Source organism: Haladaptatus marinus (genome assembly GCF_051194195.1).
Genome location: NZ_JBLZNK010000004.1, coordinates 17100 through 31834, shown reverse-complemented (window position 1 = coordinate 31834; position 14735 = coordinate 17100). Strand labels below are relative to the sequence as shown.

Sequence of the window (14735 nt, the reverse complement as noted above, 5' to 3'; positions counted from 1 at the left end):
AGTGTCGAATCCCGCCGCCATTGTTAGACATTTCGGATCATGATGATGAGCGCATGCTCTCAACCGCGACTGAACGGCTCGAAGCGTTTGCCTCCCTCACTGTGAGGTAATATCGAATGGAGGTTCAGCTTCCGGCGGAAGCGGCGTTTCGTAACTCTGTTTACCTGTTGTGTCGTCGAACTCCTCGTTCGCACGCTCCACGATATCTGGGTTCTTGAGCAGCGTGTAAGCCGTCCCACCGAGAACTTTCGCAGCGTAGACGGCTCCTTTCTGTCCGAAATCACCGTTAGCCGCAGTTGCCTGCCACGTGTGAGCCGGTGTTCCTACCGCCCACGTAGCGGCTCGGAACTGGCCGGTCGGTGTAATCCAACTCACGTCGCCCACCTCAGTCGACCCCCCGCCAACGTCACCCTCTGCGTGGGGCGGCACTGGTTCGTCGTAGAGCCCAGCAGCTTGAATTTCATCTACATATTCTTCGGGGACGTCTTCGAGACTTGCGTCGATTTGCTCGCTAGAAACTGTTTCCTTGAGGTCGGCTGCAAACGCGCGGTCGTCATCCGAGTAGCCGATCGTTCCGAGGTCTTGCATGGTCTCCCAGATGACATCAGTCACCGTGTGATTGGGAAGATAGTCCCAGCATCCTGTGATGTATCGGTGATCTACTTCCGTCTGAGTCATCGTCGCCGCACCGCCAGCGATATCGGACAACCAGTCGCTAATGCGCTCGACTTCTGCACGCGTGGGAGCGCGGACATAGTACCAGACAGTCGCTTCCGCGGGTACCACGTTCGGAGCGTCGCCACCGTCCGTGATAACGTAGTGGACGCGGGCCTTCTCGGAGATGTGTTCGCGCATGTATTCCACTCCGGTGTTGAGCAGCTCGACAGCGTCGAGCGCACTCCGACCGGATTCCGGTGACGCAGCGGCGTGCGCAGATACACCCTTGAAAGTGAACTGGATCGAGTCTAGTGCGAGCGACCGGTCGAACGTGGGCGTACTGAGATTTCCTGGATGCCACGTTATCGCCGCATCGAGATGATCGAATGCACCGTCGCGAGCCATGAAGACCTTGCCAACAAGCGTCTCCTCCGCTGGACAGCCGTAGAACTCGATGGTTCCATCGATATCACCGCCTTCGATGGCACGCTTTACACCGATTGCTCCGCCGACACCTGCGACTCCAAAGAGATTGTGACCGCAGCCGTGTCCCGGCGCACCCTGCTCAACGGGGTCGTGCTCCGATTTTACCTTTTGAGAAAGATCCGGGAGTGCGTCGTATTCGCCGAGAATGCCGACCGTCGGATCACCGCTTCCGTAGGAAGCAACAAATGCTGTTGGCATCTCACCGAGTCCGATTTCAATGTCGAACCCTTCCTCATTCAACCGGTCTATGAGTACCTGCACCGATTTCTCTTCGTGCAGACCCAATTCTGGTGTCTCCCAGATGCGTTGGGTCATCGATATCAGGCGCTCTCGGTCACTTTCGATGTCTTCGAATACGTTCGCCTTCGACATGCCTTTTCGCTCGCATGCCGCGATTATCAACGTTCGGCTTCCTACCGGCCTTCACCGGTTTTCACGCTAAAAGGAATTTTCACAGAATCTTCGACTCTATTCACTCTATCGAGGTCGAAGAGTCAAGGGTTCCCACCCACTGTTGAATTTTTTCTTGTGCAGGTGGCCCAGTCAACAGACTGACAATGGTGAATACAGTTGAACTCACAATCAGGCCGTAAATGATGGGAAGATTCGAGGAGAAGCCGAATAACCAAATCGATGTGAGAACGACAAGGGAACTAGTACCGATCGAACCGAGTGCCCCCTGCCATGTGGCTCGCTTCCAGAAGAACGCCCCAAAGATCGGAACGAAGATACAGCCGGTAAGTAAATCGTATGCGAGAGTAAGGGCAAGAACGACACTCCCGATTTCGATTGCTGCATACGTCATGACTCCACCCAGTACAACAATGACTAAGCGAGAGACGGCCGAGTATCTTTTATCAGATGCGTTGGGGTCGATAAACCGTTTGTAGACGTCGCTCGTGAACAGCGTACTCGATGCGAGGAGCGCGGAGTCTGCCGTGGACATCATCGCTGAAACGAACCCGGCGAGGATAAGTCCAGAGAAACCAACTGGGACGATCTCGAGGATGAGTCGTGGGAGAGCAAGCTCCGAATCGGAAAGCGATGGGAGGATAACGAGGGCGATCATTCCGAGAAAAGCTGTCGTAATTCCATAGACGATGGCATACACGCCAGCAGCAATACTCCCTCTTCGGGCTGTTTTTGCACTATTCGCTGTAAAGACGCGCTGCCAGATATCTTGCCCGATCATGATCCCAAGCGTATACAATAGGAAGTAACTAACCATCGTATTCCATCCTATCGTCGTGACATCGAAATAGGAGGGGTCGAGTTCAGCCATCAGTCCCGAAACGCCGCCGACGGAGTTGAGGCCGAGAGGAAGTGCGATAACAAAGATGCCTATCGTCATGATACACCACTGGACGAAGTCAGTAACCGTCACCGTGAGCATCCCTCCGAGTGCTGTATAGGCGATAATGATCGCCCCAGCAAGCAAGATCATCGTATTCTGTTCAATACCGAAGAGAACACTCAGCACCTTTCCCACGGCGATAGTCTGCGTAATCGCGATGGTAAGCGCGTAGATACCGGCGATTATGGCACCAATCGTCCCTGAGTACTTGTCGAAACGGCGTTCCAGCACTTCGCCGAGTGAGTATGCCTTGAGGTTAGCGAGGTTCGTCGAAATAAGAAATCCAAGTGCGATCGTTCCAATGCCCAGCGAGATGACCAACCAGGCACCCGAAATCCCACTTTCATATCCGAGGCTACCACCACCGACGGTAGCTGCTCCACCGAGGATGACAGCAGACATGACGGGGATGTACATCCAGAGCGGAATATTACGGCCGGCAACGAGGTAATCGTCTAGTGTTTCTGACTTTTGATACCCCCAGTAGCCGATTCCGATCATACCCACCATGTATAGAACGAGTAATCCAGTGTCAATAGGTGACACAACCATGGCATACCTTTGCCACCTACAGCACTAATAGATTACCATTAGTGTCTAATTGCGTTAAGAAAACGCGTACGTTTATCGGTTGGTACTCCACTTTGAGAGTATGTCCGATTCTCTCGAAAATCGAGAGTACGATTTGCTCCGTCTGATAGAGGCTCACGAGCCCATCGGGAGTATTCGTCTCGTCGATCAACTCCAACTTCGTGGCTATTCCATCAAGGGACGAACCGTTCGGCTCCTTCTCTCGGAGTTGGACGAGGACGGATTCACGGAAAAGATACCCGGAAAAGGTCGCCGTTTGACTGAGAAAGGCCGGTCCGAATTACGTCTCGGTCACGTTAGCGGTCGGCTCGAACAGGTTCGAGAGCATATTTCCGTCCTTACTGGGCAAGTCACGTATGACCCATTCGAGGATACCGGTGACCTTGTTACCTCTGCTATCGATATTCCTTCTTCAGTGCTTGACGATGCCGTGAATTTCCTTTGCTCCTTGGAGGAATTACCGATTGAACCTGTCCCTATTGCGGTTGAGGACGAGCTAATCGAACACGACGATGAGGATTTCATTCGACTCTTCTTCCCATCAAGCATCACCATCGATGGGGTTTTGCTTTCACGAGGTATCAACGCACAGTTGCAGGTCGCTGGGATTGTGGAGTACCATCCGGAGCCAGAGCCTGGGAAATTCGCTCACGAGGGAACCATCTCGAGCGACCACGGCGGTGCAATTCTCCGATACACGGATGCTGTCAGCGGAGAAGGATCGACCGTAGATATAGCTGACTTGCTTATCGAGGCTGGGAGAACGTCGATGCGTCCACTTTTCGATCAAACTGGCCCAGGTTTGTTGGTCGTCGATAACCGGGAATTTCCGCTTATTCGATACGAAGAGGCATTTGACCTTGCTGCTGAAACCCGAACACGGCTTGGTGGGGTTATCGACATCCGGAAGCCACGTGAGAGTGGTCCATTTCCATGTGGGCAACCAGGATGGGATTTCGCTTCGTTGACCTATGGGGCGGTCGGCGAACTCGCAATCTCACTGCTTGCTGAAGAGGGATTCGGTGAATCCTGGGCCACACTATATGGACTGAAAGAACGATCCGCGTTTCAACCCATCTCGTCGGTGCTAGACCACGGAGAATTTTGACGCTTATTCGGCAAATTGCCGTTCGAGAAGTGTGACGGCAAGGAATGCCCCGAGCGTTTGAGTCGATTCTGTCGGATCATAGTTTGGCGATATCTCCATCAAATCAGCAGCTCCAATAGCGTCATGCGTCCCTAGAATTTCCATCACTCGCAACGCTTGATGTGCACTCAATCCATCCGGTTCGGGTGTACCAGTCCCTGGTGCAATACTTGGATCCACGGCATCAATATCGAAGGTGACGTAGACTGTGTCCGTGTTGGCTGCTGCGGCTTCCACTGCGTCTACGACTACCTCATCGATACCGCGGTCGTGAACATCGCGCATCGTGTAGAGATTGAGACCTGAATCCTCGGCGAACTCGAAGAAGTTCGGGCTCTCATAGCCGCGAATACCGATTTGGCTGATATGGGTAAAATCGCTAAATTGGGACTCGGCAATGAGTCGAGTGCTCGATCCGTGATAATGCTTTCCGAAGGTGGCACTCTCAGCAGACGTGTCCGTATGAGCATCGATTTGAACCAATCCAACCGAGTCTGCGTCCGATCCCTCTGCAAAGCCACAGAAAGCCGGATACGTACAGTAGTGGTCGCCGCCCAACATCAGTGGGAACGCGTGTTCGGCGATCGTTGCAACGTGAGATCGGATGCTCTCTGCAGTCTGTTCATAGTCCATTGGGAATACTGGGACGTCTCCACAATCGGCGACTTGAAAATCGGAAAAGTCGACCTGAGCTCCCGTATTCATATTTGTGAGCCCGCCTTTGTAATTCGATAGGTAAGCCCACCATGCACTCGCACGACGTATCGATTCAGGCCCATAGCGGGCTCCTGGTCGATTCGTGAGTGCGCCATCGTATGGTACTCCAATTACACCAACATCGATGTCATCGAGATCATCCACATCACGTGCTTTCCCTTTCAGAAACGTGTTTCTGCCAGCATACCCCATTTCCACGTCTGTGCCACTGTGGCTAGCATGAAACTCCGCAGCGGGAGTCGGATCAGAATCATTCATTGGAGGTCACCTGCTACTTTCTTCCTGATGTTATCGGCCAGGGACAACTTTTGGGGTCGACACATGTGTGGCAATGTATTGCCACCTCCACAGTATACATATTTCGGTTAGAAAACGATCATCTCGTCGGAGGCTGCCGCGGGGTCTAAGACTCGTTCAGTGCCGCCGCGGAGCGGACGAGGGACTTGAAGGCCTCCTCATCAATCTCATCTCCCTCGTGGATGTCAACGGCGCGCCTGACGTTGCCGTCGAGGCTGGCGTTGAAAAGGCCCGCTGGGTTCTCGAGAGAAGCACCCTTGGGAAAGGTCAATTTCACCTTGTTCTTGTAGGTCTCGCCGGTGCAAATCACCCCGTCGTGAGACCACGCCGGACCGCTCCACTTCCACTCCTCGACCACATCGGGGTCGGCTTCTTTGATGAGACCACGCATCCGGGAAAGCGTCTCGCCCCGCCAGTCGGACAGCTCCTCGATTCTCGCATCGATGCGCTTGGCGGGAGACTCGTCTTTCTGTGAATCACTCTTTTTCATGTCGTGGCCGACGCCAACGCCGAATATATGTCTTGCCACGCCAAGAATCTCAATTATCGGCCGGCAATCGCCATGGACGTGATCGGTCTGAATTACAAATATCTCTCCAAAATAGAAACCGACAGAGTCCGTTGGTCGAAAAGCCATCTTGAAATGTGTTCCCGACTTTTGTCCGAGTACGATGACTAACGACGATCGCGGTTGTGAGGTGGGTCAGGGATGAGTGTTCATTCTCAGTGGGTTTCTCGCCGTCGTTATCTGCGTTCAGTAGGCCTCGGAGCATCGGTCTTACTCGGTGGCTGTGCAAACGTGAGCGATAATCCTGAGTATGAGGGTCGTCCCGTCAATAATACATCTGGCAAACCCCGAACGGCGAAGGAGATGGTCGCAGCAGAAGCAGTCGCTCAACAAGACCCTAATGAGGGTGCAAGCTCCGTGGACTCGCTTTCGCTCGACAGTCACGAGTTCGTCGTTAAAGAGGGATACAAGGGACCAACAGTGCAGGGCACTGTTAGCAATTCAAGCGAGGATCTCCTCTCGTATGCCGAGGTTCGTGTGCGTGTCTATGACGAAACGGGTGCTCAGCTTGGACTATATCTCGATAGTACGAACGATCTCGGTGCGAAGACAACATGGCGGTTCGAGGCCATTCTCCTCACCTCGGCTAGTAAGGTCGCAAGATATGATCTCGCATTGTTCGGTATTCCGGAGTGATCTCTCGATCCGGGATACATCGTCTCACTTCGTCTCCGATCACAACTGCAAAAGTCGGAACACCCTCTTTCTCGCTAGTTTCACCTTTGAATCAGTGAGGAGTACAGTCCTATACTGATTTCTGATCGTTGTCCACTTGTTCAGATCCACGGTCGCTATATCCTTCGCGTCCCACTGCATCGGAGCTGATCATATTGAGGATCATTTGACGAACTTGATCGGCAGATTCGAACGTCTGCCCGTCCGACTCAGTTAGTGGCTCAAACACTTCCTGGAGTGTCTCCGCTCCGTTCTGATGGTCGATTTCATGCTCGCCGTATTCGTCGATGAGCGTCTCAGCTGATGTTGGATAGTCGTGCTGTTCGAGTTTCTCGTTGAGAGGACCGTAGTCGATTCCTTGCTCTCGGTCGTCGCTGCTCATGGTAGTACAAGGAGATGACTGTGAAAAGATGTTCTGGCCGGTGAAACACCACACCGGAAACGGAGTGAGTATCTCGTCCTCGCAGACGGGATAGGGCGTCACTCACGCCTCATCTGCATCCTCTGCCGTGTCTGATTCGACGTCATCGTTATCTGTCGGTCCGGCAGCCTCGGCCGGTTCCGCTGCTGCTGATGAATCAGTGGTTTCATCGGTGAGTGACCCAGTTGATGCGCTTGCATCTGTAGACGCTGCCGCAGCATCCTCGCTGTCCCCGTTTTGATCGGGGATATCTTCATCTAATTCCTCCGTTTCCTCTACTGCTTCGGATCGAACATCCTCGATATCGACGTTCATATCCAATTTGTCTTCGTTGATCGCCGCTTTGAGCGTCTCCCGATTCGTAATGGCACTCACCCCATTCTCTTTTATCTCTGTCCGCAGTACTCCGATGTCGATCGCCGATTCGACGTTCCTCCGGCCAGTTTTCGATTTGAGTGCGCGCCTGACTACGACATATCCGAGTGCGGTTGCACTTCCTGTGAGAATTGCCCCGGGAATGCCGTAGCGCTTGTACCCCGCTTTCAATGCTTTCTTGCCAACAGTATAGCCGACTTGTTTTTCCAGCGAAGATCCGATCATAACACTCTGATTTACTCGGCTGTACGGCAAAGTAGCAGGGCTGTATGTGCAAGTTCCCTATACCCTAGGGGATAGCCGTGACCGAAGAATAGCCTACGACTGCTACAGCCCCGTGTCGTATGCGAAATCCTTCAAAACAATCTTGAAGGGCGGCATACGAGCTATATTGCAGTTTCGACCATGTCCATTTGGTTCTATTGTTAATGTAAATATAATAATTTAATAAAATAATTCTGGATATAGTTAGGACATGTCGGTCTAAATCACATACCAACTATCCCTGTTTAATTGATAATATTTTAGAAACAATTTCCGACTCCGAAAACCATCCCGAGAATATTACCGTCTGTGATGGAACAACCTATTTGATTCCTCCTAGCGTGAACGCTGTATGCAAAATCAGCGGGTGTCTCTTGTACTTTTCATCGCAATCCTCGTCATTCTTGCAGGATGTGTTGGAAGCGGACTATCCAATCCGACACACACCTCTTCACCACCAGCATCTTCAACCACATCTACTCCATCTCCTGGTTCACTAAACGTCCATTTTATCAATGTTGGGCAGTCTGCAAGCACACTTGTTGTCTCACCGACAGGCGAAACGATGCTCATCGATTCCGGTGACTGGCGGGACGACGGACGGATCGTTCTCCAGTATCTCGAACAGCACAATATTACACGAATTGACCATCTCGTTACTTCCCACGCGGATGCCGATCATATCGGCGGCAACGCAGCTGTCATCAATTACTACGAAACCCAAGCAAACGGTATCGGCGCCGTCTATGACCCGGGAATCGCATCCAGCTCCAGTACGTACCAACGCTATCTGGATGCTGTCGAACGACACGACGTCACGCTCTACAAAACTCAAGCGGGAGACAACATCCAGTTTGATGGTGCCACGGTGTCAGTTCTTGCCCCGCCAAGCCCCTACATTGCCAACAAAGAACGCAACGAAAACAGCATCGTCCTCAAAGTCACACACGGCAAAACAAGCTTTCTCTTACCGGGAGATGCCGCCCAGCAAGAAGAGCAGTATATGCTTGAACAGCAAACCCCAGCACTCAACTCGACAGTTCTCTACGCGGGCCATCACGGCAGTCGATCCAGTACGGGCGATGCATTCCTCGATACCGTCACGCCACAGGTCGCCGTGATTTCAAGCGCTTACGATTCTCAGTATGGCCATCCTCACGAAGAGACATTGAGCCGGCTCGCAGCACGCAATATTCCAACGTACTGGACTGCTGTCCATGGCACCATCGTACTCGAAAGTACTGGGAAGCAAATCACGGTGAAAACACAAGCAGCGGTACCCACCAACCCACAATCTCTTCGGTCAGCATCACCGATCGAACCAGGCGATACTGCGCCACTAACGGCGCGGACAACGATCACCGTAAACACGACCGGTGGTTCTGCCACAGCCTCGCCAACCACTACAGCAACTCCGACACCGACAGTGTCGCACTCAACTGGTTCGCTAGAGATCACCGAGGCACATGCCGATGCTGCTGGCGATGATGCTGACAATCTCAACGATGAGTATATCGTGTTCAAAAACACAGGGAATGCGCCACTCGACCTCTCTGACTGGCAACTCCGTGATGCGGCTGGTCACAGCTATACCGTCCCAAGGGGAACCACTCTTCGACCTGGTGAGCAAGTTACTGTCCATTCTGGGAGTGGTGAGAATACAACCTCCGACCTCTACTGGAACTCTGGCCAGCCGATTTGGAACAACGGAGGCGATACCGTCATTGTCGTGGATACCGAGGGGACGACTGTACTTCGGGAGACGTACGAATGACTGACGAAAATACAGATCCCCCCCAGACACTCACTGCCGTCCTTGATCGATTTGAAGAGGAGCAGGCGGTCTTACTGCTCGAATCTGAGGGAGAGGTTGTCGACGAAGTTGTTATGTATTGCGATGACCTCCCCGAATCTGGTCGCCATCAAGATGCAATCTTCACTATCACTGTTGATGGAGAATCAATAGTGGAAATCCAGTACGAGTCAACGGAAACCGAAGAGCGAGCGGAGGCTGCCCAACAGCAGTTTGATCGTCTTGCCCGTCGGCCACCTGAGGACGACACCGAGTGAACTCTTCGTGTATCATTCGTTTTGTAATCATTTTCAATTATTTTACACTGTACTTTTATAGTATTATACCGTTAGGACGCTTGTATGGCCGATTTGATTGTCAAAGCGGCAGTGAAAGAACAGCTCGAAGGACAAAATGTGGCGAGTGACTTCTACGACGCACTCGACGAGGAAGTTGCGACGGTTCTCGAAAATGCCGCCCGACGGGCCGATGAAAACGATCGCAAAACCGTCCAGCCCCGCGATCTGTAGCGGTTCACCGCCTCACTTTTGCGTCAAACCGTTCGTGGTCGTCACTACAAACAATCTCTTTTGTTAATCGCTGCTCGGATTGCAAGATACTCGTGCGATAAGGACGTGACAGGGCACAGTTGCTACCTGTGAGCAGTATAAGCGGTAGTGGATGACCTCGAATATTTCCCCATCCAGCAAGCTAGTGACCTAAGCCGCCACCCATTTTCTTCAATATCTGCAAGAATGATATTCTCGGAAAGTAATTCCAGGAAAATGAATACTCATGCTCTCGCTCGGGCAACGATCCTCTATACAGGTATTGCAGGAGCGCTCACGGTTGGCAGTCTCTATTGAATCTCCTCGACACAATCTGCTATCTTACGATTGGTAAAAAATAGTTCAGTTGCGAACGTTGGAGTGACTCAATCGCTCGATTGGATCTCGATAACCTCCTTCCCGAAATACTCGTGAAGTGGCACAGGAAGGATGATACCATCGATCGTTTGATTGTTTTCGATAATCGCAGTGATAATTCGCTGGGGGACAAGCGCTGTCGCGTTGAGCGTGTGCACCGTCTCATTCTCTTCACCCGGCCGTCGAATGCGCGCATTCAGCTTTCGTCCTTGATACGAGGTGCAATTCGAACACGAGACGACCTCACCATACTCTTGAAGTGGTGGTCGCCACACTTCGATATCGAACTTCTTCGCCGCCGTGTCGCCAAGGTCGCCAGTACAGACGTTGACCACCCGATACGGCAGTTCAAGTGCTTGCATCACATCCTCCGCGTTCTCCAACAGTTCAGCATGGATCTCCCACGAATCAGCTGGGTCGGCGAAAATGAACTGTTCGATTTTCTCGAACTGATGTACCCGCCATAGGCCACGGGTTTGGGTACCGTGCTTACCCGCTTCACGTCGGAAGTTCGTCGAGAATCCCGCGTATTTCAGTGGCAAGTCATCTGCCTCGATGATTTCATCATACTGGAGGGCCGCAAGCGGTTGCTCGGCGGTCGCAATCAAATATCGATCGTTACGTTCTAGTTTGTACAGCTGCTCCCGAAAATCGTCGAGTTCCGCTGCAGCCTCCATTGGTGTGTCGTTCAGATAGTACGGCGGTTGAACCGGCATATAGCCACGCTCGACGAGTAGATCCATCGCAAACTGTTGGAGTGCCCAGGCTAGGCGGACGATATCCCCTTTGAGATAGTAGGCGCGCTCACCGGCGACTTCGACTGCTTTTTCGGATTCTATGAGGTTGTTCCGCTCGAGTATCTCGGCACCAAGCACTGCTTCGTCTTTCTTTCCGTCCTTGGGTTCCCAGTGTTTCACTGGGATGTTATCATTCTCATCCGTGCCTTCCGGAACCGATTCATGTACGAGATTGCCAATCTCATACCGGAGGTCGTTTCGTTCCGACCGGAGTGTTGCTTCTTTTTCCTCGAGATTTTCAATTGTCGAGTTCAACTCCGCTACTTGCGCGATCGCTTCGGTTGCATCCTCTCCGGCCTGCTTCTTCGCTCTAATCGTATCTGTTATCGTGTTTTTCTCGTGACGAAGACCGTCCAGTTGGTGGCGTGTCTCTCGCCACTGTTGATCGAGTTCGCGAACGGTGTCGACACGACTGGGATCCTTTCCACGTCGTCTTTCACTCGCTTTGATCGTGTCTGGTTCGTCCCGAAAGAGTGCAATATCAAGCATAGGGTGTCACTGGAACACTCCAAGCTGATAATTGTCGTCTATGGGGTGGTTCGTATTGCGTTCTGTATACTGCATACTTCGTAGTTGGTGGTGGATTGTGTGATGATAACTCTCGACCAATACAAGCGAGGAAGCGAGGGAGCACCGAGCGCCGACGTGTTGAGTTAAGCCCAACCGACTGCAGCAGTAGCACTGTCTACTTCCCAAAACGAGGACTGAGACCGAGACCGGGAAGTAGATTCCATATCATATGGCGACACTCGTGGATACTTATACTTTTGTGAGACATGCAGTGGGAGACAGTCAATCATCGATCACATTCGTCTTGGTATGGTTTTGTTCTCGATATTCATCGGTTCCACCCTTCGCCAAAATCATCAAACTGTGATTTAACTCGTTTTGTCACAGACCCAATGCGTTCCACTGCAAGGACGTCCTGCCTCACGAGATTGAGTGTTAGCACCGACGAGGATAATCCAACCTTATCATCATGAAAAACGGCACCCATATTCGATAACTCGACCGTGACTCAACTCGAGGACGGTGATCGACTCGTCTCAGCCGATACGATCGACGAGTGAAACAGAACCGAGCGGATACCCGGGTCTTCAGCAGCAAGAGGAGGTCAATCAGGGAATTAACTGCTCTACCGGCTCGTTACCACCGAAATACCGTTGACCGGATTCACTTAATATCATGTTCTCTGCCTTCTTGAGATGTTCCCATGCCGTTGTTGGGTGAATGTCCATAGCTTCACCGAGGTCATCCATGGTGATGTCTGAACCGGACTCATAGTACCCCAGTGAATACGCGGTTTCAAACGCCTCCTGTTGACGGGATGTAAGTCGGGTTAGTATTGCCGTTGAATCCATGGGTGGGTTGTCTGAAATAGTTCCCATGTTTATGCACTTGCGCAAATCAAGGTCATTATCGAGCGTTTCGATTTTCTCGATTAGTTTATAGAGTGATTCTTTTTGTTCAATATACACTCCCCAATGTTCGATACCCCGCTGGACACTAACAGTGCTATCTCGGTAACAGCCATGCGACCCGAGGAGGTTGAGGATACTTGGATTGTCGCTGTTGTACTCGATCTCACTCGTGAAATACGCTTGTCGAGACTCTCCGTCTGAGATACGTCGAAATGATTTGACGAATTCATGGTCTCGAAAGGCGCTCTCGAACTGATCGATTTGAATTTTATCTCCTCGGAGGCAAATGAGTCGCTTTGCGCGATGACCATTGATTTCCGCCTTTGACAGGTTCTGCACATGAACCCCTGGAACGTCTGCACTCGTATCGGAAATCGGGCAACCAAAGTGACGAATTGCTAGCAGTGCTTCCCACATATACATATATGTGTGTTCAACTAATCATAATCTTTGTCCACATATCCCAATATATTGGGGTCAAAAGCTTTTCAATAATAACTGTAGTTATATCCATGTCAAACGTTGACAACCGGGATTTGGAAGGTCCCGAAATCGACAGACGAACAACACTGAAACTACTCGGCGCAGCCGGGATGACTGGACTTGCTGGATGTACTGGTGGCGGCGGTGACGAGTCCGGTGGCAGCTCGAAAAACGATGATGATAGCTCTTCAGCGACAAAGGGTGGTTCCATCGAGGTTGGCTTCCAGACGGACAATCTAGAATTTCTCGATCCCCATTATGTTGATAAAGGCGCGCAGATGCAAATTGTTTCCAACGTCTTTAGTGGATTACTGAAACTCAATCGAGATAGTAAAATTGTCGGCGATCTTGCGAAGGACTGGGAAATCCCCGATAAGAAAACCTACGTGTTCCACCTGCACGAAGGAGTCACGTTCCATAATGGAGATCCATTGAAAGCAGAGCAGGTGAAGTGGTCGCTTGATCGTCTCATGGCGGATGAGAAGTCTGAGCACCACGGGAAGGTTTCAACCGTAGAGAGTATCGAAGCGACGGGTAGTCATGAGATCACGATCAAGATGTCGGAGCCGACTGCACCATTCTTGGCGTTTATGACCAACGTACCGGGAAGAGCAGGCTCGATCGTACACAAAAGTGCGGAAGACGACCCGAAATCGTACAACAAGCAACCGATCGGAAGCGGCCCGTTCAAAGTGGAGTCTCGCAGCATGGGTGAATCCATCACGCTCTCCAAATTTGACGACTATTGGGAGACTGACGACAAAGGAGACCAGCTTCCGTATTTGGATGAAGTAAAGATCAGACTTATTCCCGAACCATCGACGATGTGGTCAGCGATCACATCCGAAAGCATCCAACATTGTGCCCAAATCACCGGTCAATTTGCGAAACAGGGGGAGAATATGAGCTCTCTCAATGTCCGAAAGACCAGTTCGGGTGACTGGTCATGTATCGCACCGCTTGGTGCGGATCCTGCAAAATACCCTGAGAAGGCGAAGGTCGCAAGCGGTTATGATAAAGTCACAACCAAATGGAAGGGAAAGGATATCCCAACGGCAAACAAGAAGGTTCGTCAAGCGATTGCGATGGCCATCGACCGGGATGAAATCGTAAAAAAAGCATACTTCGGGTATGCGACTCCGGCACATTCGGTGTTCAATCCGACGATGTCAATCGCCTACGAAGAAGAACCGAAGACTGGCCAGTATTACGACCCAGAGAAGGCGAAAAAACTACTGGACGAGGCTGGCTATACCGGTAATCCTCGGTTCTCATTCAAACTGCTTGGCATGCCAGAGTACAAACGCTGGATGACTATTATCCAACAGCAGCTTTCGGACGTTGGAATCAAGGTCGAACTCGATATCCAGCAGCCGTCGTCGTACTGGGATTCTATCTACCGCTATGATCATATGATGACGACCTACGGTGGATCGACAGATATCGACCCCTATATGACCTGGTGGAAGCAGCTTGGGACTCCGGATCCCGAAACAAGTCTCGGGGTCTGGCAAAAAAGTATGATGTTCAACAAGAAGTTCGATGACGCGCTTTTGAAATCGTTCAAGACGCCGAAACCAGAGAAGCGTAAACAACACATCCGCAAGGCCGAGGAAGTGTTCCTCGATCAAGCGATGTATACGATGACTGTGTTCATGCTCAAAGCGAAGATTGACGTTTCGAGTCTCAAAAACGTCGGTATTCAGGCCGGGATGAGCAACTTCCATCAGGCATATTTGGAGAAATAATGGTATCGATCATTCC

Annotated in this window: 14 protein-coding genes; 6 read left to right on the top strand and 8 right to left on the bottom strand. The window is 51.5% G+C overall.

Annotation, left to right across the window (positions count from 1 at the left end; all coding sequences use genetic code 11):
• Positions 1 to 96 precede the first annotated feature (96 nt).
• Positions 97 to 1515, bottom strand: coding sequence for an amidohydrolase (locus tag ACN2TU_RS14205; RefSeq protein ID WP_435156242.1), 1419 nt, complete (start codon positions 1513 to 1515; stop codon positions 97 to 99).
• A gap of 100 nt (positions 1516 to 1615) precedes the next feature.
• A complete protein-coding gene (locus ACN2TU_RS14200; protein ID WP_435156241.1) occupies positions 1616 to 3007 on the bottom strand; it encodes a sodium:solute symporter family protein in 1392 nt (463 codons plus the stop codon).
• Between the two features lie 142 nt (positions 3008 to 3149).
• Here ACN2TU_RS14200 and ACN2TU_RS14195 point away from each other — a divergent pair, with 142 nt between their 5' ends.
• A complete protein-coding gene (locus tag ACN2TU_RS14195) occupies positions 3150 to 4196 on the top strand; it encodes an NrpR regulatory domain-containing protein (protein ID WP_435156239.1) in 1047 nt (348 codons plus the stop codon).
• A gap of 3 nt (positions 4197 to 4199) precedes the next feature.
• Here ACN2TU_RS14195 and ACN2TU_RS14190 read toward each other — a convergent pair whose 3' ends face one another.
• Both ACN2TU_RS14190 and ACN2TU_RS14185 read right to left on the bottom strand, forming a co-directional pair.
• On the bottom strand, positions 4200 to 5210 hold the full coding sequence (locus ACN2TU_RS14190) for an agmatinase family protein (RefSeq protein WP_435156237.1): 1011 nt from the start codon (positions 5208 to 5210) through the stop codon (positions 4200 to 4202).
• Between the two features lie 145 nt (positions 5211 to 5355).
• Entirely contained in the window at positions 5356 to 5886 is a 531-nt protein-coding gene (locus ACN2TU_RS14185; protein ID WP_435156235.1) for a DUF1801 domain-containing protein, read from the bottom strand.
• Positions 5887 to 6048: 162 nt separating this feature from the next.
• On the opposite strand from ACN2TU_RS14185, the gene ACN2TU_RS14180 reads away from it, so the two are divergent.
• Positions 6049 to 6453 (top strand): FxLYD domain-containing protein, encoded by a 405-nt coding sequence (locus ACN2TU_RS14180; protein ID WP_435156234.1) that lies wholly within the window; start codon positions 6049 to 6051, stop codon positions 6451 to 6453.
• A gap of 109 nt (positions 6454 to 6562) precedes the next feature.
• Here ACN2TU_RS14180 and ACN2TU_RS14175 read toward each other — a convergent pair whose 3' ends face one another.
• The gene (locus ACN2TU_RS14175) at positions 6563 to 6874 is read right to left on the bottom strand and encodes a DUF5789 family protein (RefSeq protein WP_435156232.1); all 312 of its coding nucleotides are present in this window, start codon (positions 6872 to 6874) and stop codon (positions 6563 to 6565) included.
• Positions 6875 to 6976: 102 nt separating this feature from the next.
• Positions 6977 to 7513, bottom strand: coding sequence for a hypothetical protein (locus tag ACN2TU_RS14170; protein ID WP_435156231.1), 537 nt, complete (start codon positions 7511 to 7513; stop codon positions 6977 to 6979).
• Between the two features lie 391 nt (positions 7514 to 7904).
• Here ACN2TU_RS14170 and ACN2TU_RS14165 point away from each other — a divergent pair, with 391 nt between their 5' ends.
• The 3 genes from ACN2TU_RS14165 to ACN2TU_RS14155 all read left to right on the top strand — a co-directional run bounded on the left by ACN2TU_RS14165 (position 7905) and on the right by ACN2TU_RS14155 (position 9874).
• Positions 7905 to 9326: a lamin tail domain-containing protein gene (locus ACN2TU_RS14165; protein ID WP_435156230.1), complete on the top strand. Its 1422-nt coding sequence runs from the start codon at positions 7905 to 7907 to the stop codon at positions 9324 to 9326.
• Positions 9323 to 9622 carry a DUF3006 domain-containing protein gene (locus ACN2TU_RS14160; protein ID WP_435156229.1) on the top strand — a complete coding sequence of 100 codons (300 nt, stop codon included), beginning with the start codon at positions 9323 to 9325 and terminating at the stop codon, positions 9620 to 9622. Before ACN2TU_RS14165 ends, ACN2TU_RS14160 begins: the two co-directional genes overlap by 4 nt.
• Positions 9623 to 9706: 84 nt before the next feature.
• On the top strand, positions 9707 to 9874 hold the full coding sequence (locus ACN2TU_RS14155) for a DUF1931 domain-containing protein (RefSeq protein ID WP_435156228.1): 168 nt from the start codon (positions 9707 to 9709) through the stop codon (positions 9872 to 9874).
• Positions 9875 to 10278: 404 nt separating this feature from the next.
• On the opposite strand, the gene serS is transcribed toward ACN2TU_RS14155, so the two are convergent.
• Both serS and ACN2TU_RS14145 read right to left on the bottom strand, forming a co-directional pair.
• Positions 10279 to 11556 carry a serine--tRNA ligase gene (gene serS / locus ACN2TU_RS14150; RefSeq protein ID WP_435156226.1) on the bottom strand — a complete coding sequence of 426 codons (1278 nt, stop codon included), beginning with the start codon at positions 11554 to 11556 and terminating at the stop codon, positions 10279 to 10281.
• A 629-nt stretch (positions 11557 to 12185) separates the two neighbouring features.
• The gene (locus ACN2TU_RS14145; RefSeq protein WP_435156224.1) at positions 12186 to 12905 is read right to left on the bottom strand and encodes a helix-turn-helix domain-containing protein; all 720 of its coding nucleotides are present in this window, start codon (positions 12903 to 12905) and stop codon (positions 12186 to 12188) included.
• A gap of 95 nt (positions 12906 to 13000) precedes the next feature.
• Here ACN2TU_RS14145 and ACN2TU_RS14140 point away from each other — a divergent pair, with 95 nt between their 5' ends.
• Entirely contained in the window at positions 13001 to 14719 is a 1719-nt protein-coding gene (locus ACN2TU_RS14140; RefSeq protein ID WP_435156222.1) for an ABC transporter substrate-binding protein, read from the top strand.
• The last annotated feature ends 16 nt before the right edge of the window (positions 14720 to 14735 follow it).